The sequence below is a fragment of the Streptomyces lusitanus genome, from assembly GCF_042647945.1.
GTDB classification, from domain to species: domain Bacteria; phylum Actinomycetota; class Actinomycetes; order Streptomycetales; family Streptomycetaceae; genus Streptomyces; species Streptomyces pseudogriseolus.
The window spans coordinates 16,307-34,983 of sequence record NZ_JBHRWL010000008.1; the positions used below are offsets into that span (position 1 = coordinate 16,307).

Here is an 18,677-nt window from a genome sequence, read left to right on the forward strand (position 1 = left end):
GGATGTGGCTGGCGGTCACGGGTCGGTGTCCTCGGGTGCGGGGACGTCGCCGAACATGTCGTCCATCGCGCGGGTGACGGCGGGCCGGTTTTCGGGCCGGGTGGCGTTGAGGACGGTGTTGGTGAGGTCGATCAGGTCGATGTCCTCGAACAGCTCGGTCAGGTCCGCGATGGTCTGCGGGTCCAGGGCGGCGCCGTCGGGGCGTTCGCTGTCCAGGTAGCAGCTCATGGCGTCGATGTAGTCGGCGAGCCGGTGGGCCATGGCCGGGGTGACGTCGAAGCTGTGGCAGTGCTCCAGGCCCGCACCGAGGGTGCCTGTCGGGCTGATGTGGATACGGATGCTCTGCCCGGGGCCAGGGGCGGCCTCGCCCAAGCCAGTGAGGGCTTCGGCGAGAGCCGCGATCGCACTGTTGCGGTCGGCGTCCGCGTCCGTCGCGGTCGCCGTGTCCCCTGCTTCGTCGCCCGCGTCCAGCACCGGTGCTTCCCAGAGCACCTCGAGGCTTTCGGCGTGCAGCCGGATGACCCCGTCGGCGGTGTCCGGGAGCGTGAGGTGGCCGATGACGCGCAGCAGGTCACCGGGCTGCCGCTCGGTGAGCATGGCGTGCGCGATTTCCGGCTCCATGGTGGTGCAGGGCATGACCGCTTCTTCGACCAGGTGGTCGGTCCCGGCGGAGCAGGTCAGCCGCCAGGAGACGGTGCCCTCACGGTCGCCGGGCTCAGGGTCGGCGGCCAGGTAGCCGTCCAGAGCGAGCGGGATGGCGTCCATCAGCTCACCTCCGCCAGGTTGGTGGCGGAGTGGGCGGCGTCATAGGCGTCCAGGATGGCCTTGGCCGGGTTGCCCCGGTCGGCTACCTGGTGGCCGTTGGCGCGCGCCCACGTACGGATCGCGGCCAGCTCTTCCTTGCTGCGCTTGCCGCTCTGAGCTGCCGGGGCCGGGGCGGGGGCCAAGGGCGTGGCGTCCTGGATCGCCGTGGCGGCGCGGCCGCCGGCCTTCACCGCGCGCAGCTGCGCCTGCGCGGCTTCCAGTTCGGCCTTGGCCTTGGCGACCCGCTCCTCTGCCTCCCGCTGGGCGGCGTCGGCGGCGCGGCGCTCGGTCAGCTCGGTGAGGTCGGCGCGGACGCGGGCGGCCCGGTTGCGGATGCTTGCGGCCGGGTGGTTCTCCGCCCACGCGAGCAGGGCCTCGATCCCGTCGGTGCCCGCCGTGCCGTCAGGCGCCTGGGCAGCCGCCTCCGGGGTGCTGGGGCTGTCGTCCGGGGCCGGGGCCGGGACGGTGATGGCGGGCAGGTCGGCGTGCTTCACGGCTTCGGCGAGCTCGCCATCGGACAGTCCGAGCGTGCTGCGGACATGCTCGGGGCTGTCGCCGTTCTTGAGCATGGAGGCGGCAGTGGCGGTGAAGGCGTTGACAGTCATGGAATCTCCGGTGGGGGTGTCAGGGCTGGCCAGGTGCACAAGCAGCCGCACCAGGTCGTCTTCGGCGCAGGGCAGTCCGAGCGCGCCCAGCAGGTCGGCCAGGTCGTCCTTGTCACGGGCGTGATGGGCGACCACCAGGGAGGCGGCGGCGCTCTGGTCGCTGCCGACCGGGGTGAGTTCGAGGTCCTCGGCTGCGAGGGCCTCTTTCATGTCGGTGAACACAGCCCGGCCTCCTACGCGGCCCTAGTGCGGGGCTTGCGCTGCGCGAGGTCCAGGAGCTCGCGGTTGCGCTTTTGTTGGGCGGAGGTCAGCGGCCGGGCCTTCGCGCCGTGGCGGTGCCACAGCGGGGAGGCGGGCGGCTCGGGGTAGGCGAGGGCGTGGTCGACGTCGCGTTGGGTGTTGCTCACGAGGGCCTCCAAGTGGAGGGTTCAGGCGTGGTCGTCGTCGCGTCGGCGTTTGGACTGGACGTCGGAGGCGAACCGGCCGAGACGGGCCTCAACCGGATTCGCAGCGATCCAGTCCTCAGCGCACGCCTTGTGCACGGGCTCCCCGGAGTGGGAGCACATGGGCGTGGGCTTGTCGCACAGCACGCAGGGGCGGTCCTGCCAGCGGTCGAAGTGCCGGCTGTCGCGCCAGTCGAGGAGAGCGCCGGGAGCCGGGACCAAGCCCGGCTCGAACAGCGGCTTCTTGCCTCGCGTGCGGGTCACGGCCGGAAGTCGGGCAGCTGCTGGAACACCTGCGCCACCAGGTCCGGCTTCGGCTTCCAGGCCGGGAGCGCGCCCGTGGCAGGCACGGGCAGGGCGAGCTCCTGGACGTCGTCGAGGACCAGGTGGTGCGCGCCGCGCTCCGCCCAAGGGCTGGCGCACTTCTCGGGCCCCTGATCGGGGTGGCAGCCGGTCAGGCGGGCGACGCCGATGACCGCACCCAGGTGCAGTTCGCGGCCGCGGATCGCGGTGGCGACCAGCGGGTCGCGCAGCACAACGGGCTCCGGCTTCGTCTTCCCGGCGTGGATGAGCACCCAGCCCTCCCACGGCCAGTGCACCGGCCTGTTCTCCGGATTCTTACCCGCGAGGATGCACGTGGCCCACGGCTGGCGAATCGTGATGCCGCGGATCCAGTCGCCTTCGGGGAGAGTGATCACGCTCATGCGGCTCGCCCCCACACCGCGGTGCCGGGGCGCCCGGCGCGGCGGCCGTTGATGGACGGCACCGTGGTGTGCGCGGGCGAGGCGACGGCGGCGCGGCCCGAGTGCTTGCCGTCGTACAGGGCCGCGTCGGCGGCCCGCTGCAGGACGGTCAGGTCGCGGGAGCCGACCGTGCGCGGGGTCGCGGCGCCGACCGAGGCGGCAACGTCGACGGTGCGGCCGTCCTCGAGGACGACCGGGGTGCGCAGCATCCGGACCAGCTGCGCGAGGCGCTGCTCCAGGCCCGCGGCGGGCACGTGGACGACGACGGCGAACTCATCGCCTCCGAGGCGGCCGACGGATGCGCGGGCGCCCGCCCACGCGGTGATCCGCGCGGCGGTCGCCGTGAGGACGGCGTCCCCGGCCGGGTGCCCGAAGTCGTCGTTCACGGCCTTGAAGTGGTCCTGGTCGACGATGACCACGGCCGTGTCGTCGCCGTGGCGGGCCAGGAGCCGGCGGGCGCGGGCGGTGTAGGAGTCGCGGCGCAGCAGGCCGGTCAGCGGGTCGCGGCGGGTGGCGGCGAGCTGCCGGTGCAGCATGACCGCGTGGACTGCCCAGCCGGTCAACGGCACGGCGGCGGTCGTCAGTAAGAGGGTGCGCTGGCCGATCCGGCCCTGAACGCGCAGGAGGGGCGACATACTTGGGTTCTCCGTCTCGTCTCGTGCGGGATGGATGGGCCCGGGGCAGCCGTCCAGCCGCCAAGCAGAGCGGCTGTCCCGGGGCGGAGCTACAGCGCGAAGTCGCTGCGGGTCGTCCAGCTGACGGGGTTGTGCCAGAGGCCGGCCTTCGCGGCGGGCCACTCCATCTGCCAGCCGGGCCGAAGCCCGCGCGCTCCCCAGATGTCCGGCTGTTTGCCGGGGATCTCGAGTCCGGCCGTGTGCGCGGCGAGCGCGGCGTCGTACACCTCGTGGGCGCGGCGCAGGGCAGCGGCGGGGGAGTCGGCGACGCCGGTGAAGACGTGCACGCCGTGCCGGTCGGGGTGGTTGGGGTCGTGTATCGGGACGTCGACCTCGTAAATCCGCAGGTGCATGACGTCCAGCTCCTCTCTGTGCTCGGTGGTGAGGGACCACCGCAACCGCCCCGGCCTCCGTCGAGCAGGGAGAGCCGGGGCGGCACGGAACGTCCGTCACGCCGGTGAGGGCGGGTCAGAACTCCAGGTGGACCGTGATCGGGCGCCGGGAATCACCGGCGCTGGTGTGGACGGTGCGGCGGTGCGCGGCGAGGCCGGCGGCCCCGCCCTGGATCGGCAGGTGGCAGTCGCGGCAGCCCTGCCACCACTCATCACCGGCCGGGAGTTCGGCCGGGGTGAGCGGGTGCGGGTGCGGGCCGTCGGCGGCGCGGCTCACGCGACCGCGTCCGCGTGCTGCGCTTCCAGGTCGGCGCGGCCCTCGGGGTCGTCGTCCTGGTCGTCGTCGACGCCGTCGCCGTGGACGGTGCAGACGATGTCCGGGTCGCTGTCCATGGCTCCGGTCAGCGCCTTGTGCAGGTCGGTGACCGAGTAGACCGGGGCCCACGCCTGGCCCGTGCACTCCGGGTCGAAGGGGCAGGGCAGCAGGACGTCGAAGCCGAAGTCGCCCTCGCCGTCGACGTCGTCGCGGTAGGCCAGGGTGAGGTACTGCTGTCCGAGGCGGATCTCCGCGACGCGGTCCCGGCCGGTCACCAGGTCCGAGCCCGGCCGCCACCGCCACAGCGGCAGGATCTCCGGGCCGAAGAAGCGGCGGACCAGCAGCAGATCGCCCAAGCCGGTGCTGCCGTCGCGCCCGAGTTCGGCCTCCCGGGCCTGCGAGAGCCGCTTCAAGAACGGCTCCAGGCGGTACAGGGCGTCGGCGAACAGGACCTCGTTGAAGCCCTCCGCCCGCAGCGACTGGTGGGAGTGAACCATCGCCTTGTACTGCGCGCGGACGGTGTCCTCCGGGACGGTGCGGTTGGCCGGGCGCGGTCCCTGCCGTGCGACACAGACGTCGGCCGGGGTGGCCACGATGACCGCGATAGCGGGCATGTTGTGCCGTTTGGCGGCGGCGACCAGCGGCTGCCTGGATTCGCGGGAGACGTTCGTGGCGTCGACGACCGTGAACACCCGCCGGGCCATCCGGCGCTCCAGGACCAGGTGCAGGACGTCCACCGCGTCACCCGTTGCCTCTTGGCAACCGGCGTCGTCGCTGACTGCACACCTCATGGCATCGAGTGAGAGGACCTGGCTGGCGGGCCAGGTGCCGGCCAGCGTCGACTTGCCCGCCCCGGCGGCGCCGATCAGCACCACCAGGCAGTTCTTGGGCAGGTCCGGGTACAGCGGCATCGGCGCGGTCATACGGGTTCTCCTTGCGGGTCGAGGGCACGGGCGGCCCAGATCAGGAGCTGCCCGGCGTTGTCGGTGATGAGGGCTGCGGCCTCGTGCAGCGGGCAGGAGGCGTCGCCGTCGCGGTCGGGCTCGATCCGTTCGGCTCGCTGCGCGGCGGTGGTGAGCAACTGCGCGACGGACGCCAGGAACCCGCCGGGCGGGTCGGTGTCCTCGATCAGTTCGCGCAGGATCGCGGCGATTTCGAGGCCGTCGATGTCGGCGGCGGTGAGGTCGTCCTGGATCTGCTGGAGGGCCAGGGCGGCGATGCCGACCGAGGCGCGGACGCGCTCCAGGCGGGTGCGGGCCATCGCGGCCGCCGTCACAGCGCCAGGCCGGCGGCGGCCAGGGCCAGCAGGGCCAGAGCGGCCAGGGACAGGTCGACCGCGCGCCGCAACTGGGTGAACTTGGCGACGGCCAGGACGGACAGGACCCGGATGCGGGCGGCTCGGGTGTCGCCGTCCATGCAGGCCCTGATCTCGTCTTCGTCCAGGCGTGCCCAGTACGGGAAGGACGCCTTGTCGTCGCCGCGCAGGCGGGGCCTGACGACCAGGAGCAGCAGCACGGCGGCCGCGCCCAGGGCGAGCACGGCGAGCGAGCCGAACACCTTGGTGGCGGGCGGCAGGTCCTTGTCAGCAACGGACGCGAGGCCGGCGAGCACGGCGCCGTTGAAGGCGAGCAGTAAGGACGCTTTGCCGTCCGTGCGTCCGATCTCACTGGCGACCGAGGCACAGGCGGTGTTCAGGTTCTTGTCCATGGCGGAGGGCGGGGCTGTGGAGGTCGTCATGTGCGGGGTTCTCCTTGTCAGGGTTGATCAGGCGGCCAGCTGGTGCGCGGCCGGGGGCACGATGTAGCTGCTGGGGTCCGCTGGCGTTCCGTCGTGGCATTCGAGGCAGCTGCCGAGGGTTTTGAGAGGCAGGCACGCGAAGTACCGGCGCTTGCACAGCGGACACGTCTGGCGAGCTGCCATGGCCTTGTCGAGCGCGACCTCCTGGGCCAGAGTCGGTTTCCGCTTCGGCTTGGCGAGGTCGACGCGGTACAGCCACGCCCAGCGCCCGCCCTTGCGCCAGATGAGCCGGGCAACGGGCTCCTGGCCACCAGGGCTCAGGCCCATCGCCCGTAACTGGCGGCGGGTGGCGAGACCGGTCATCGGTGTGGGGCCAGCTCCCCGCAGCGCGTCGAGCACTGCCACGGCGCCGGGGGCCTGCCTGAAGCCGAAGTCCGGGAAGCTGCCGTCGTCGTACAGGTCGACATCGACCAGGTCGGCCTCGTCGACGCACACCATCACGCCCTCCAGGCGCCGGGCAGCTGCTCGGGGCGGTGCGGGTAGCGGGGGCCGGGACGCTGCGGGCGGGGCCGGCCGATCCGGCGGCGCGGGCGGGGAATGAGCACGAGCGGTTCCTCCAACGGGTCGGTGGACAGCGCTGCGCCCCGCCGACGTCGTGCTGGTGTCGGCGGGGCGCCACGTACGGCCGGGCGGCCTGTCCGGTCCTCGCCCGGCCCCAGAGCGGGGCGGGCGAGGGCCAGGCAGGACGTCAGGTCAGCGGGCGGTGCGGAAGATGCGGCGGCCCACGACCGCGCCGGTCAGCGCTGGAGCGGGTGGATGTTGTCGCCGTGGTCGTCACCCGCCGGAGTGGGGGCGGGGATGGTGGCATGCAGGTGGAGCGCGGGGTTGAACTGGTACTGCGGCGGGTGGTTGTGGACGATGGGCCGCAGGGTCAGGCCGCGCAGGGCGAAGATGCTGGCCAGTGCCCACATGAGGGCGGCGAGCCCGGTGGCGGCGGCGCGGCCTCCGGCCGGGGCGGTGGACCAGATCATGGCGAGGCTGCCGATCCCGAACAGCAGCCAGGCGATGCGGGCGCCTGCGTTACCGAAGAACCCGCCGACCAGCCCGAGCAGCCCGGTCAGCTGCCAGAACGCATACAGGGCGGCGGGGGCGACGGACAGGTGCGCGGCCTGGTCGGCGAGGAACACGCGGACGGGGTGGTCGACCGTGCCCCACAGGCCGCTGCCGTCGCTGGCGCTGGTGGCCGGGACGTCGGACAGGCCCTTGAGGGTGGCGGAGGCGATGTCGCCGGCGGCGTTCAGCATCAGCACGATGAGGCTGAGTCCGCCGAACAGCGCGGCCGTTTTGATCCAGATGGCGACCTCGTGCCAGCTGGCATGCCGGGCCTGGCCGATCTCCTCCCACCGCTGGTGGAGGAAGCCGCCCTCCTTCCAGGACTCCCGCCACGCGGTGCGCAGCCACGCCAGGCGCTGCTTGCTCTTCTTGGCCGGCGGCAGTTCGAACTGGTCGAGGATGCTGTTCGGGCGGTGCTGGCCGTTCATCTGCCTGTCGTTGTGGGACATGGTGCCCTCGCTCCTTCGGCTGGGATGTCGGTGGTGCGCTTGGTGGGTGTCCGGCCGGGTGGCCTGCCCCCCGCGTCCGGGCCCCCGGGCAGGCGGGGTTCGGGCGCGAGGCAGGGGACCCGGAGCGGTTACAGGCCGCGGGCGTCGGCGAGGATGGCGGCCTGGTCGACCATGCGGAGTGGAACGCGGGCCGATCCGTGGGCGTCGTTGAAGGACGGCACGGAGTCCACGTCGTCGCCGAACTCGCGGCGGATCGCGTCCAGGAGCAGGGAGGCAGCGCTGGCTTCCAGGCCTCTGTCGCCGCGGGCCTCGGCTCGGATGGCTCCGAGCATGCAGCGGGCGCCGTCCTCGTCGACCAGGGCGCCGGAGCACCAGCCGCCGGTGAGCAGCCGGTGGTGGGCTCGCTGCAGAAGGGCGGCGACCGGGGTCGGGTAGGAGGCCGGTGGCGGCTGGAGCGTCGGGGTCAACGGGACGGTGACGACGTCGGCCAGGTCCACGGGCTCGGTGGGGATGTGCGCGGTGTTGACCTCGTAGGCGACGGCCGCTTCGTCCAGACGCGCGGTCATCGCCGCGTTCACCAGAGCGAGGCGTTCCTCGAGGGACAGTTCTGCTGGCGGCGCAGCGGCCTGGGTAGTGGTCGGGGTGGGGTGGTCTACGGCGGGGGAGAGCGAGGCATGGGACATCGGGGCTCCAGGCAGGGGGCGTCGAAGGGCGCCGCCGGTTGGTGTCCGGCGGCGCCCTTCGACGTTGTGTAGCGGGGGTTTGGGCGTACAGGTGTCACCGCACCCGCGCCCCGGGCATCCTCGGACCATCAGGTGCGGGGAAGGGGCTGGGGTGGAGTTCGTCTTCGAGTGCGGGTGGTGCGGCGAGGACAACTACTTGGTGGGCAAGCAGGTCGGCTTCTGGGTCGACAAGTGGGAACTCCCCTCTGAGTGGGACTGCTGGAACTGCGAGGGGCTCAACTACACCCCGGACCCGCCGTGGACGGAGGCGTAGTCAGAGGCTGGAGAGCAGTCCGGCGAGCGAGGTGAGGCCGCTGTTGATGGTCGGGGCCAGGCCGGTCGCGGCGAGGGTGAACCCGAACAGGGTGCAGGCCAGCGCGGAGCCGACGCGGACGTAGCCGCCCTTGACCAGGACGACGACGATGATGCCCAGCAGCACGGCGGCAGAGATGGACAGGGCCACGGTGGTGGTGCTCCTTCACAAGGGGTCGGGTGGGCCGGCGCGGCGCTCGGGCAGGCCGGCCCCGGGGATGAGGGTGTGATCAGGCGTCGGTGAGGCTCTTGATGGCCTCCAGCGCCTGGCGGGGAGAGGCGACCTGCTCGGAGCGGCGGCTGCCGCCCTTGGAGCCGCGCCCGCTGCCGCCCTTGCCGCCGCGCCGACGGGAGCGGCCCTCGCCCTCGTCGTCCTCGTCGGGCTCGGGCCAGAACTCGCCGGGCCGCACAGGCTCGTTCCAGTCGAACCACAGGCCGCGCTTCTCCAGCTCGCTGATCTCGTAGTCGGTGAGCCGGTTGACCTCGTCGGGGAACAAGTTGGACAGGTCGGTGTCGAAGTCGGCGTACAGCGTCCGCATGAGCACGGCGCGGCCGTTGTCGAGGACGATGACCGCGACGCCGCCGGTGGAGACGCCGTTCTCCGGGTCGGCCTCGCCGCGCATGGCCCGCTCGATCGCGGAGCCTTCGCTGCGGGAGTAGCGGGCCGGGATGGTTGGCACGTCGTAGGCGTTCTCCATGGTGCCCTCCGCCGCCTTGCGGGTGGCGCCGGGCGAACCCATGTTGAAGATGACCGGGCGGCTGTTCTGCCGCAGGTTGTCCTTCATCTCCGTGGAGAACCCGTTGTGCGCGAACGGCGACTGGCCCGCCGGGTAGAAGCCCACGCCGTACTTCAGCCCGGTGACGGTGAGGTCCTCGCCGTCCTTCTGGATGAACTCGCCGAAGTCCGCGTCCTGGGCGGCGGTCATGAACTCGTCCCCGTACACGTTCAGCTGCCGGTAGGGGCAGCGCGGGTCGCCCGGCTTGTAGTCGTGCGGCTGACCGTCGTGCGGCCAGGGCATCTCCGCCCTGATCTCGCACAGCGCCTTCGCCGCCCGCAGTGAGCGGGCCATCCACAGGGCGTTTGAGCCCTGCCGGTCGATGTACTTCCCGAGCACGGTGGTCTTCTCGTCCTTGCGGACGGTGGACAGCCACACCACCTGACCGTCCAGGGACTGGGCGGCCATGTTGATCGCGAAGAACTGCGTCTTCCCAGAGCGGGACACCCCGAGGATGAGGCCGTGGGCCGCGGCGTTCTTGTCGTGCTGGTACACCATGGTCTTGACCGGCTGGCCGGTGATGGTGAACCCGCACACGTACATGCCCTTGGCATCGGGGGTGAGCAGCTCGCGGGTGGCGGGGAAGCTCGCGGACAGTGGCGGGGTGTCGAACGCGCTGATCAGGAACTCCGAGCCGTCGATGAGGACGAACACGCAGGAGTCGTCCTCGGGCAGCCCGAGCGCGCGGCAGACCTTGGGCAGGTCGACGCGTGGCGACTCGGTGGAGTCGGTCATCTTCGCCCGGTAGAAGGTCACCCCCCGCTCGTCGTCGCGGGTGGTGTGGACCAGCTCGGAGCCGGGGGCACCGCCTTTGGGGCCGGCGACCCGGTCGATCCAGCGCTCCTGGTCGGTCGGCTTGGTGCGCCGCCGGGCGTTGGCCTCCGGGGTGATGAGGGCTTCCATCCAGCCGGGTCCGCCCTGGCGGCCGGGCTGGATGGCGACGTCCTTGAGGGTGACGTCGGCCGCGGACACGCCGAATGCGGCTCCGACGATCTCGGGGGAGAGGCCGGTGATCGGCCGCCCGGTCTCCGAGGCACGCAGCAGCAGGGTGAGGTCGTGCCGCATGGCGGTGTGCCGGGTGGCCTTGACGACGTGGGTGCGGGCGGGCATCCCGGCGCGCTCCCACAGCATCCGCGCCTCGCGGGTGAGCTGGTCGGCTCCGTCCTCCGGCTGCGCCACGGTCGGCTCCACGGCCTGAGCGGGCGCCGGCTGCGGGGCCGGGGCGGCGAGCGCGGGGCGGTGACGGCGGCGGGTGTGCCGGGAGAACGGCAGCACGAAGGAGCCGGCCGCCGCCCATCCGGCGGCGAGCAGCCCGTCCAGCCCGTACGGGCCGAAGCCGCCTGTGTTCCCGGCGGCGACATCGACGGCGGCGGCCAGGACCAGCGGGGTCCAGCGCAGGATCTTGCGTCCGGCACCGGTCTCATCGCTCTTGGCGGCCAGGAAGATCCCGCCGATCCCGGCGGCACCGGCCACTTGCACGACGGAGCTGACGGGACTGTCGGGGTAGAGGTTCGGGGCCACGGCCAGCACGGGCGCGGCAAGGGTGTAGGCGAGGCGCTCAAGCGCGACACTGCGCGGCGTGGTCACCGGCTTCTCCTTCGGGAAACGGCCACGGGCGGCCCCGCGATAGCTGCGGGACCGCCCGTGGCGGGGGGAGGTGGGTAGGGGAGCGGGGTCAGCGGTCGAAGAAGCCCGGCCTGGGCGTCTTCTCGCGCCGGCCCGAGCGGATGTCGTCCAGCGCGCCGTACAACGTGGCGTGGGTGCGCCGGGTCTCGTGGGTGAGGTCGACGGTCTCCTGGGCGGTGTCGGAGAGCTTCCTCACCTCCCGGGCGGCGCCGTCCAGGGCGGTGGCCACGTTGGCGGTGAGGCCGACGAACTTCGGGTCCAGGTCGGCGTTCTCGATGTCGGTGGCGACGCCGTCGGTGTGTTTGGCGTTTTCGTGCATGCTGCGCCACAGCGCGAGGAGATCGAGGGTGGCGTCGTCCAGGGCCTTGCCGAGCTTGTCCAGCTTGGCCTGGACTGCTTTGTACCGGTTGTCGTCGTCGGCCACGGCGGGCGCTGTGCTGGTGGTGCGGGGTGCGAGGTCGCTGCTCAAAGCGGGGTTCCTTTCGTGCTCAGTCGTGGTGGGCGGCGGCCGACGCGTGCTTGAGGCCGGCGTCTTCCTTGGCGGCCATGTCCTCGCCGTAGATCCGGGCGACCATCCGGGCGGCGAGTTTGGCGGCCTCCTTGGCGATGCCGCACTGCTCCGCGCACCGTTCGGCCTGCGCCTTCATGGTGGTCGCGGCATCGGCCAGGTCCGTGATCAGGTCGGTCACCGCAGTGTCGATGTTGTGGTCGCCGACCAGGTCGGCGGACATCTCCCGCAGGGCGTCGGCGACCTTGGCGAGGGCCTCCATCAGGGCTTCGGCGCGCTCCTGGTCGGAGGCGGCCTTGATGGCGATCTTTGCCATCTCCATCAGGTACTGGTCGAACGTGATGTCCGTCCGGTGCTGGGCGCCCAAGGCGCCCCCGCCGGACGGCCTGCTGACCTCCGAGCTGCTCACGCTGCTCCCTTCCGTGCTGGTGGGTCGGCTGGTGCCGGGCCGTGCGGTGTGCTTCTCCGGCGCGGGCGGCAAGCCCTTGACGCCTGTCGACACGGCAACGGGCTGATCGGGGACGATGTCCGCGTCGACGATGTCGTCCTCGCCCTTCGCGGCAGGCTTGGGCGGGCGGGTGTCGTGCTCGGGCCACTCCACCGTCGGGGTGGAGTCCTCCTCGCCGAACGGGCTGTCCGCCGGACGGCCGCGCCGACCGGTCCGGCCCGTACGACCGGTGCGGCCGGTGCGGCGGGCGCGTCCACGCCATCCGGCCGGTCCCGTCGCACCGGTGCGGCGACGCCGGAATCGGCGCCGCTTCTTCGAGCCGTCAGACGGTTCGTCACCGGCCTCTGATACCTTGCCCGGCTCATCGGACGACCTGGCGTCTTTTGTCGCGCTGAAGGCCCCGTCAGGGCCGTCCTTGGCGGCCTTCTCGCCCTTACCGTCGGTGCCCTTGCCCTTGCCTTTGGCGTCCTTGTCCTTGGTCAGGCTGACCTTCTCCGTGCCCGCCTCCGCGTCCTTGGCGTCTTTCGCGTCGGCGCGGCGCTTGTCGAAACGCCGCTGGGCTTCCTCCGCGACGGCCTGGCCCAACGTGGTGCGGCCCGGCGAGGCCGACGCCGCGGCTTCTCGCTTCGCCTTCCGCGCCGCCTCCCGCTCCGCCTTCTTGGCCCGGCGGTCCTCCCACGCCTGCTGCCGGTTGGCGCGGGCCTGGTCGCGGTCCTTGCTCCGGTCGGCGATGCCGGCGGCGTGCCCGGCGCTGCGCCGCTCCTGCCGTCCGGTCTGCCGGAGCCCGGCGCGCTCCTGGCGGCCGCGGGCCCGCTCGGCACGGGTGTTGGACGCCGGACCGTTCTGGCCCCGGCCGCCGCCGTCGCCCTTGGAGCCGCCGCCACGGCCGGAGCCGCCAGAGCCCGTCTGAGAGCCTTTCGAGCTCCCGGATGACCCGTTGCGCCCCGAACTGGGTGTACGGCTGCCAGAGGGCCGGTCAGGGCCCTTCGTGCCGCTCTTGCCGCCTCCGCCGCCCCCGGTCGATCCAGAGGCGGAACGACCGCTGAGGCTCCCGGAGTTGGAGCCGCGCGACGCCCCGGGCCGGCTCGCCCCCGGGCTCGAGTTGGTGCGGGACGGCCCGCTGCCGCCACCGCCGCGCGAGGACCCGCCCCCGCCGCCGGGCTTCGAACGGCCCTTGTCCGACCCCAGGCCGGAAGCGGACGACTTCGCGCGGTCGGCATCCGCTTTCCCACGCGCCGCCGCCTTGTCGCCCTTCGCTTTCATCATCGCGGCGTGGAGCCTTCCGTTCTGCTCCATCATCGCGACTTCCTGCGCGGTGCGGCCCTCCAGCAGCGCAGCCTTCCGCGCTATTTCGGCCTCACGGAAAGGCGCTTCGCTCTCATGGAGCGCCCGCGCCCTTTCCAGCCGGAATTCCAGCCAGTCACCGAGACGGTCAGCGAGAGAACGAGGCTGTTCGTATTCCCCTTCCTCGTATTCGCCGCCTTCTTCGTCGTTTTCCGGTGCCGTAATTCCTTCGGCGCGCAGGGCCGTCGACGGGTCCGGGGCAGCCGGAATGGTCGGCAGTTCCATTGTCGTCTCTTCCGGCGATTCCGGGGGTGCCGGGGGAATGTCTTCCGGCGGCGGAATGGTATCGCCGTAATCCGGGATCGGCGGTGGCACGTACGTGGAATCACCGCTCCAGGGACCTTGGACCAAGGTCCCGGTGCCGTCCTCATCGGACACGGTGCGCCTCCCTCCTTGGACTTGACAGAGCGTGGGGTCTTGTGTGCACGCGCGTGCACGTGCACGTGTGCACGCTTTACGCGCGCGAGGCCCCGCCGGAGCCCGGCGGGGCCTTCGCTGGTGACGTTCAGTCACGCGGGGGGTGCTTCGCCACGACCTGCTCGGCGTACTGCAGCAGGTCGTTCCAGATCCGTCCGTTGCCCTCCACGCGCTGGTCCAGCGCCGTGATGAACAGGCGGCAGATCAGCGCGAATCCGGAGTAGACGTCGCCTCGACCAGATTTGACGTCCTTGGCCATTCGGGATCGTGCCAGGCGGAGCCAGAATTCCATCTGCCCTGCCTCGCCGCGAGATTCGCGGGCTTTCTTCGCCTCTTCCTTCAGCCAGTTCTGGCGCCGCTGTGCGGAGCGTTCGGCGCTGCTGAGGGGGCGATTCACGCCGACTCCCGACCCATGTCGTAGATCGACGTGGGACCACCATAGCCGAGACTTTGACTCTGTGCACCCTGCTGCGGCGGATTCGGTGCGGCCTGGAGCTGCTGCGGGTTCTTCTTCCGCTGCCTTTCCAGCTCCTTTTCCTTCCTGGTCTTGGCCGTATTCACTACGGCCTCGTCGTGGGCGCGGCGCTTGTAGGCGCTCTTTTCCAGGCCCTCGGTTAGGTTGTTCAGGTTCTTGAGCACGTTCCCGAGGGCCTTTTCGACGGGCATCGCGCGCAGCCTGGCGTGGTACCAGCGGTCGCCCTCCACGTGCGTGTCGCGCAGGTGCACGCGGGTCTCGTGCGCGAGGGTCTCCAGGTTCTTGCCGATGTCCAGCAGGACCCGCTGAACGTCGGCCAGGTACCGGGCAGTTGCCTCCGGGCTCTGCGCGACGTCACGCAGAGGGGAGTAGTTCGGGTCGTTGTTGCTGTTCACGGCGGGGATTCCCTCCTGGTGTACTGGTGGGGCTGTCGACTGCTTCCGGCAGTCGCAGCGGGGGCCAGCCCAATGGCCGTGGGCTGGCCCTCACTGGTGTGTGCCGGACGGTGGATCAGGGGCGGTAGCCGCCGGCGAGCAGCTCGGCTGCCTCCTGGCGGTACTCCGAGGCGGTGCCGGGAGAGGTGACCGCCAGCTCGTGCTGGATGTCGGCCAGCGGCAGCCGGTCGGCGTCGCCGCCGGCCGCGAGGATCATCCGGGCGACCCGGCGGACCGCCCGCTCGCGCGGCTTGAGCTTCGCAACGTCCTCGGCTTCGACCGCGCGCCGCTCGATTTCGGCAGCGACCCGCCGCGTTTCGGCAGCAGCCCGCTCGGCTTCGGCAGCTTCCTTTTCGGCACGCGCGGCATCAGCGAGAGCGACCTTTGCGAGGCGTTCCTCCTCCGCCTTCTTGCGGTCGGCTTCGGCAGCGACCCGCCGCGTTTCGGCGGCGGCCCTCTCCGTTTCGGCAGCACGCCGGTTCGCTTCGGCAGCGGCCTGGCGGGCTTCGGCGATGGCCTGGGTCTCGATGGCCTGTGCCTCCGCCGCGGCGACCCGGTCGGCCTCCGCCGCTTCCTTCCGCTTCTCGGCTGCCTGGCGCTCCAGCTCGGCTGCGCGGAGGTCCGCTTCGGCCTTGGCCTCGCGCTCCTGGGCCTCCTTGCGCTCCGCCTCCGCCTCGCGGGCGCGGGCTTCGGCGATGAGGGCTTGGTCCAGCGCCTCCTGCTCCAGGGCGGCGGCCCGCTCTGCGGCGCTGACCTGGGCTCGGGCGTGCGCGCGGGCCTGGCCGGTCTGGCCGTCGACCTCCGCCTGGACCATCGCCACCTTGCCCTTGGCGCGCAACCGCTCCGCCTCGGACTCCGCCTTGGCGACCTCGCTGCGCGTCTCCGCGTCCAGGCGGCGGCGCTCGGCTTCCTCCGCGCGCTCCTGGGCTGCCTGTTCCTGCTCGTCGGGCATGGCCAGGGCCTGGTCGACGGTGTAGCCGTAGGGGGCCATCTTCATCGGCAGCAGCTCGTCCTCGGATGCCTTGGAGATGTCGCCCTTGTACTTGCGCTTGAGCCACTGCTCGTAGGCGATGAGCTGCTGGTCGCGGCGGATCATCTCCGGATAGGAGGTGACGCCCCACAGCCGCATCCGGCGGAAGATCCGGGCGGTTGCGACCGGGGCGAGGACCCACCGCAGCCACGGGATGGAGTCCCGTTCTCCCTGGTCAGGGCGGACAACGCGATCGATGGAGGTGCGGCCCAGCTCCACCACCATGATGAAGAGGACCGGTACGACGCCGTGGGCGCCGGCGGCGACGTAGTCCAGCAGTTCCCACGCCCGGTCCTTCGGGGCGCCGGACGCGGCGTTGAGGACGACCGTCGCGGCGGTCAGCAGCCACACCGGGTAGCGGATCCAGCTGATGGGGCGCTTGAGCCAGGCCATCAGCAGGTCAACGGCGATCATCACCATGATGCCGACGTCGACGCCAACGGCGAAGAGTTTGCCCTTGTCCAGCGAGCCGAAGCGCAGCTCCTCGAAAGCGAAGGCCGCGACGTGTTCGAAGGACAGATACAGGCCGATGCCCGCGAGGGCGAGCGCGGCAGCGACGATCGCTCCGGCCGTCCACTTCTGGGTGCCGGTCAGCTTCGCCGGGGAGGGCTTCGTTCCGGTTCCGCTTTCCGTCTCCGAAACGAACGCCGTCGTCTCCGAAACGGTGCCGGGCGTCTGCGAAACCGGCGTGGGCGTTCCCGAAACGGCGGCCGGTGAAGCCGAGTCGGGGTCGGGTTCAGCCGCGGTGCGCGGCCAGTCGGTGATCGTCATGGGGGCCTCCGGAGGGGGTCGTTCAGGGTGTGCGCGAAACGGCGGGGGCTGCTCCCGAAACGCGGTGAGGCGTTCCCGAAGCAGTCGGTTGTGCGGATGGTTGCTTGCGAACCGGACACCGGCTCTACCCGCTCCGCGCGCACGAAAAGGCCGGCGGCCCGGGGGGCGGGCGGCCGTACTCGCGAAGCGGCGCAGGGCGGGCGCGAAACTGGGATCGGCTCCCGCCGGGCGGGCGCGAAGTCAGCTCGTGTGGAGCTGCGCGCCGTGGCGGCGGAGGTCGTCGGTGGTGATGCCGTAGATCCGGCACTTGTCGATCAGCGGCTTGAGCGCGGTACCGGCGGCGCGCGCCTCGGGCGATCCCTCGCCGAACAGCCGCTGGGTGTTCAGCAGGTCGTTGATGGCGGTCGCGGTGCGGGCGGCGTGCCGCTCGACACGGCCCTCGCCCACCCACTCCTCCGCGATGACGTGGAGGGTGGTGCGCCAGCTGCCGTCGTAGTCGTCGGGGTCGATCGGCGGGATGTCGCTGCCGAAGATCGCGAAGGCGCACGCCTGGGCGGCGGCTTCCGTGCCGGGCTGGAGCGGGGTCATCGTCGTGGCCATGAGGGCCTCCCTCGGCTGTCGGTCCGGGCTATCCGGCTCCCCGTCACCGCCCGTCCCGGCCGCCGTGGTGCAGCGGCCGGGACGGGCGGATCAGGCAGCCGCCAGACCGGATCAGGCAGCCTTGGTGCGGTTGCGGGCGGCCCGGCGCTTGATGCGGCGGCGGTCGTCCTCGCTCATGCCGCCCCACACGCCGTGGGCCTCGCCCATCTCCAGCGCCCAGGAGGCGCAGCGCTCCAGCACAGGGCACCTGCGGCACACCGACTTGGCCTCCTCAATCTGCAGGAGCGCCGGGCCGGTGTTGCCGATGGGGAAGAACAGCTCGGGGTCCTCCCGCGTGCAGGCGCCGTCCTCGCGCCAGTTGGTGTTGACGGGCAGGTCGGCGTCGGGGGCGTAGCTGGTGCGTACGATGGAGTCGCGATTCATCAGGGCCTCCCAGAAGGTCCAGAGCAAGAAGTCAGCCCCGGGGTGGCCGCCCCGGGGCTGTTGCGTGTTGTGGCGGCCTGACGGCCGGAGCGGGCGGGAGCTCCCGGCGCTCTCCGCCGGCCCCGGCCGGGAAGGCGCGGGGACGACGGGCAGGGCCGGGGGCGGCGCTGCTTGGGTGTGCGGGCGGTCAGCGGCGGTTGTTCTCCGACCGGCGGTTCTGCTCCGCGTTCTTCCGCGACAGTTCCTCGCGTTCGGCGTCGGTGAGGCTGGTGATCACGCCGCCACCTCCCAGCCGGTCGACGCCGGGGCGGTGTTGAGAACGAGGACCAGGGCGACGTCGACGCGGGCGGCGTCCTCGTGGGGCTCGTAGCCCTTGGAGTCGTCTTCGCGCTCGATGTCGTCGATGATCCCGGCCTGCGGCTGCGCCGCGGTGCGTGTCATGCTGTGCTGCATCAGGTCCTCCGAGTCAGGTCCTGGACAGCTCCCGGGCCGCAATCCCAAGGGCTGTCGCGATCACTCCCCACTTGGGGAGCTGACTGCTTGTACGAGCAGCCACGGCCCCGGCCGCCCCTCTGCGGGTGGCCGGGGCCGTGGTCGTTCGTCCGGAGCGGGTCAGCTCGCGCGGCGCTCGGGGTGCAGCGTCGTGAGCGGAACCGGCGGCGCTCCCAGCGGCGCGGCACCGGCGGGCAGCTGCGCGCGGCGGGTGTCGGCGTCGCGAACCGCGGACTCGGTAGCCGCCCACTGCTCCTTACGCAGCCGCCACAGAGGCCGGCCGTCGCCGGGCTCGTCGCCCGCCGGCGTCTGCTTCTGCGCGGCGATCTGGCTGACGGCCGGGGCGACCGCGACCTTGGGCTTGCGCCGCACGGTGGTCCGGCGGCGGTGCACGGTCTCCGAGTTGCCGTCCGTCAGGTGCTCCTCCCACTTCCGGACCGTGACGTCGACGAGGAGGAGGCGGTTGCTGCCCAGACGGCACCGGACGGCCGCGTCCTTGCCCGCGCGGCCGGTGTCGTGCGGCACGACCTTGGGCTTCTTGGTCTGAAGGCCGGTGATCGGCACCCACGTCCCGCAGTCGGGGCAGACCAGCGACGCGCAGGCGGGACGCAGGTCGTACTGGTGGGGCCGGAGGGTGGAGAGAGCCAGCGCCGGGCGGGCGTTGACGGTGCGGGAGCGGGTCCGGCTGCGGCGGGGACGAGCGGTGCGCTCAAGGGTTGAAGCAGACATCTGAACTCCTCACGGACAGAACAGAGTGGCGGGGACGCGGGTCGCGATGCTCTCTCCGCCCTCCGGGCCGCACGGCACGAGGCCGGCGTCCCGCAGGACAGACAGCGCACAGCGCTGCGACGTGCACACAGTTCGTCGCGGCCGTCAGGCTCCGGGGGAGTTCGGTGGTGCTCTCAACCCCGGCCGCCCCGGAGGGCGGACGACTACTGCGGTAGTGCTTGGGGCGTAGCCCCTGCTCAACGAAGCGTTAGGGCTATCGCTATCGCCTAGTAGAGACCATGGCGCGCCCCCGAG

26 protein-coding genes are annotated in these 18,677 nt (G+C 72.0%); 1 reads left to right on the plus strand and 25 read right to left on the minus strand.

Annotated elements, in window-relative coordinates; genetic code table 11:
• Window positions 1-15: 15 nt before the first annotated feature.
• The 14 genes from ACFOSY_RS15385 to ACFOSY_RS15450 form a co-directional block, all read right to left on the minus strand.
• Window positions 16-765: a hypothetical protein gene (locus ACFOSY_RS15385; protein ID WP_266478401.1), complete on the minus strand. Its 750-nt coding sequence runs from the start codon at window positions 763-765 to the stop codon at window positions 16-18.
• The gene (locus tag ACFOSY_RS15390; protein WP_394307385.1) at window positions 765-1,631 is read right to left on the minus strand and encodes an Lsr2 family DNA-binding protein; all 867 of its coding nucleotides are present in this window, start codon (window positions 1,629-1,631) and stop codon (window positions 765-767) included. Before ACFOSY_RS15390 ends, ACFOSY_RS15385 begins: the two co-directional genes overlap by 1 nt.
• Window positions 1,632-1,642: 11 nt before the next feature.
• A complete protein-coding gene (locus ACFOSY_RS15395; protein WP_266478406.1) occupies window positions 1,643-1,816 on the minus strand; it encodes a hypothetical protein in 174 nt (57 codons plus the stop codon).
• Between the two features lie 21 nt (window positions 1,817-1,837).
• Window positions 1,838-2,116: a hypothetical protein gene (locus ACFOSY_RS15400; RefSeq protein WP_031066268.1), complete on the minus strand. Its 279-nt coding sequence runs from the start codon at window positions 2,114-2,116 to the stop codon at window positions 1,838-1,840.
• Window positions 2,113-2,556, minus strand: a complete 444-nt coding sequence (locus ACFOSY_RS15405; protein ID WP_331741010.1) for a hypothetical protein — start codon at window positions 2,554-2,556, stop codon at window positions 2,113-2,115. Before ACFOSY_RS15405 ends, ACFOSY_RS15400 begins: the two co-directional genes overlap by 4 nt.
• On the minus strand, window positions 2,553-3,230 hold the full coding sequence (locus tag ACFOSY_RS15410) for a GGDEF domain-containing protein (protein ID WP_394307386.1): 678 nt from the start codon (window positions 3,228-3,230) through the stop codon (window positions 2,553-2,555). The genes ACFOSY_RS15405 and ACFOSY_RS15410 overlap by 4 nt, the downstream gene beginning before the upstream one ends.
• Before the next feature lie 89 nt (window positions 3,231-3,319).
• The gene (locus ACFOSY_RS15415; protein ID WP_394307387.1) at window positions 3,320-3,622 is read right to left on the minus strand and encodes a hypothetical protein; all 303 of its coding nucleotides are present in this window, start codon (window positions 3,620-3,622) and stop codon (window positions 3,320-3,322) included.
• Between the two features lie 115 nt (window positions 3,623-3,737).
• Window positions 3,738-3,938: a hypothetical protein gene (locus tag ACFOSY_RS15420; protein WP_254585053.1), complete on the minus strand. Its 201-nt coding sequence runs from the start codon at window positions 3,936-3,938 to the stop codon at window positions 3,738-3,740.
• Window positions 3,935-4,900, minus strand: a complete 966-nt coding sequence (locus ACFOSY_RS15425; protein ID WP_394307388.1) for an AAA family ATPase — start codon at window positions 4,898-4,900, stop codon at window positions 3,935-3,937. The genes ACFOSY_RS15420 and ACFOSY_RS15425 overlap by 4 nt, the downstream gene beginning before the upstream one ends.
• Window positions 4,897-5,238, minus strand: coding sequence for a hypothetical protein (locus ACFOSY_RS15430; protein WP_394307389.1), 342 nt, complete (start codon window positions 5,236-5,238; stop codon window positions 4,897-4,899). The genes ACFOSY_RS15425 and ACFOSY_RS15430 overlap by 4 nt, the downstream gene beginning before the upstream one ends.
• An 11-nt stretch (window positions 5,239-5,249) precedes the next feature.
• A complete protein-coding gene (locus ACFOSY_RS15435) occupies window positions 5,250-5,714 on the minus strand; it encodes a Pycsar system effector family protein (protein WP_254585056.1) in 465 nt (154 codons plus the stop codon).
• A 27-nt stretch (window positions 5,715-5,741) separates the two neighbouring features.
• Window positions 5,742-6,212 carry an RRQRL motif-containing zinc-binding protein gene (locus tag ACFOSY_RS15440; RefSeq protein ID WP_394307390.1) on the minus strand — a complete coding sequence of 157 codons (471 nt, stop codon included), beginning with the start codon at window positions 6,210-6,212 and terminating at the stop codon, window positions 5,742-5,744.
• Between the two features lie 299 nt (window positions 6,213-6,511).
• Window positions 6,512-7,276, minus strand: a complete 765-nt coding sequence (locus ACFOSY_RS15445) for a hypothetical protein (protein WP_394307391.1) — start codon at window positions 7,274-7,276, stop codon at window positions 6,512-6,514.
• A gap of 128 nt (window positions 7,277-7,404) precedes the next feature.
• On the minus strand, window positions 7,405-7,959 hold the full coding sequence (locus tag ACFOSY_RS15450) for a DUF6197 family protein (protein ID WP_394307392.1): 555 nt from the start codon (window positions 7,957-7,959) through the stop codon (window positions 7,405-7,407).
• A 151-nt stretch (window positions 7,960-8,110) separates the two neighbouring features.
• Between ACFOSY_RS15450 and ACFOSY_RS15455 the strand changes: the two genes are divergently transcribed.
• On the plus strand, window positions 8,111-8,272 hold the full coding sequence (locus tag ACFOSY_RS15455) for a hypothetical protein (protein ID WP_254585060.1): 162 nt from the start codon (window positions 8,111-8,113) through the stop codon (window positions 8,270-8,272).
• Here the strand turns inward: ACFOSY_RS15455 and ACFOSY_RS15460 are convergent, their stop codons facing one another.
• The 11 genes from ACFOSY_RS15460 to ACFOSY_RS15510 all read right to left on the minus strand — a co-directional run bounded on the left by ACFOSY_RS15460 (window position 8,273) and on the right by ACFOSY_RS15510 (window position 18,383).
• Complete coding sequence (locus ACFOSY_RS15460; RefSeq protein ID WP_254585061.1) at window positions 8,273-8,461, minus strand: hypothetical protein; 189 nt, start codon at window positions 8,459-8,461, stop codon at window positions 8,273-8,275. It lies immediately after the preceding gene.
• 79 nt (window positions 8,462-8,540) lie between these two features.
• The gene (locus ACFOSY_RS15465; RefSeq protein WP_394307393.1) at window positions 8,541-10,673 is read right to left on the minus strand and encodes a chromosome segregation protein ParM; all 2,133 of its coding nucleotides are present in this window, start codon (window positions 10,671-10,673) and stop codon (window positions 8,541-8,543) included.
• Window positions 10,674-10,761: 88 nt separating this feature from the next.
• Entirely contained in the window at window positions 10,762-11,181 is a 420-nt protein-coding gene (locus tag ACFOSY_RS15470) for a conjugal transfer protein TraB (RefSeq protein ID WP_394307394.1), read from the minus strand.
• Between the two features lie 19 nt (window positions 11,182-11,200).
• Window positions 11,201-13,390 (minus strand): ATP/GTP-binding protein, encoded by a 2,190-nt coding sequence (locus ACFOSY_RS15475; protein ID WP_394307395.1) that lies wholly within the window; start codon window positions 13,388-13,390, stop codon window positions 11,201-11,203.
• A gap of 127 nt (window positions 13,391-13,517) precedes the next feature.
• On the minus strand, window positions 13,518-13,826 hold the full coding sequence (locus tag ACFOSY_RS15480) for a hypothetical protein (protein ID WP_254585065.1): 309 nt from the start codon (window positions 13,824-13,826) through the stop codon (window positions 13,518-13,520).
• On the minus strand, window positions 13,823-14,299 hold the full coding sequence (locus ACFOSY_RS15485; protein WP_394307396.1) for a hypothetical protein: 477 nt from the start codon (window positions 14,297-14,299) through the stop codon (window positions 13,823-13,825). The genes ACFOSY_RS15480 and ACFOSY_RS15485 overlap by 4 nt, the downstream gene beginning before the upstream one ends.
• Window positions 14,300-14,414: 115 nt before the next feature.
• A complete protein-coding gene (locus tag ACFOSY_RS15490; protein ID WP_394307397.1) occupies window positions 14,415-16,139 on the minus strand; it encodes a DUF2637 domain-containing protein in 1,725 nt (574 codons plus the stop codon).
• A 240-nt stretch (window positions 16,140-16,379) separates the two neighbouring features.
• Entirely contained in the window at window positions 16,380-16,739 is a 360-nt protein-coding gene (locus ACFOSY_RS15495; protein WP_258039707.1) for a hypothetical protein, read from the minus strand.
• A gap of 111 nt (window positions 16,740-16,850) precedes the next feature.
• Window positions 16,851-17,162, minus strand: coding sequence for a WhiB family transcriptional regulator (locus tag ACFOSY_RS15500; protein ID WP_103543095.1), 312 nt, complete (start codon window positions 17,160-17,162; stop codon window positions 16,851-16,853).
• A 273-nt stretch (window positions 17,163-17,435) separates the two neighbouring features.
• On the minus strand, window positions 17,436-17,603 hold the full coding sequence (locus tag ACFOSY_RS15505; protein WP_258039706.1) for a hypothetical protein: 168 nt from the start codon (window positions 17,601-17,603) through the stop codon (window positions 17,436-17,438).
• A gap of 171 nt (window positions 17,604-17,774) precedes the next feature.
• Window positions 17,775-18,383 carry a hypothetical protein gene (locus ACFOSY_RS15510; RefSeq protein WP_394307398.1) on the minus strand — a complete coding sequence of 203 codons (609 nt, stop codon included), beginning with the start codon at window positions 18,381-18,383 and terminating at the stop codon, window positions 17,775-17,777.
• Window positions 18,384-18,677: the final 294 nt, after the last annotated feature.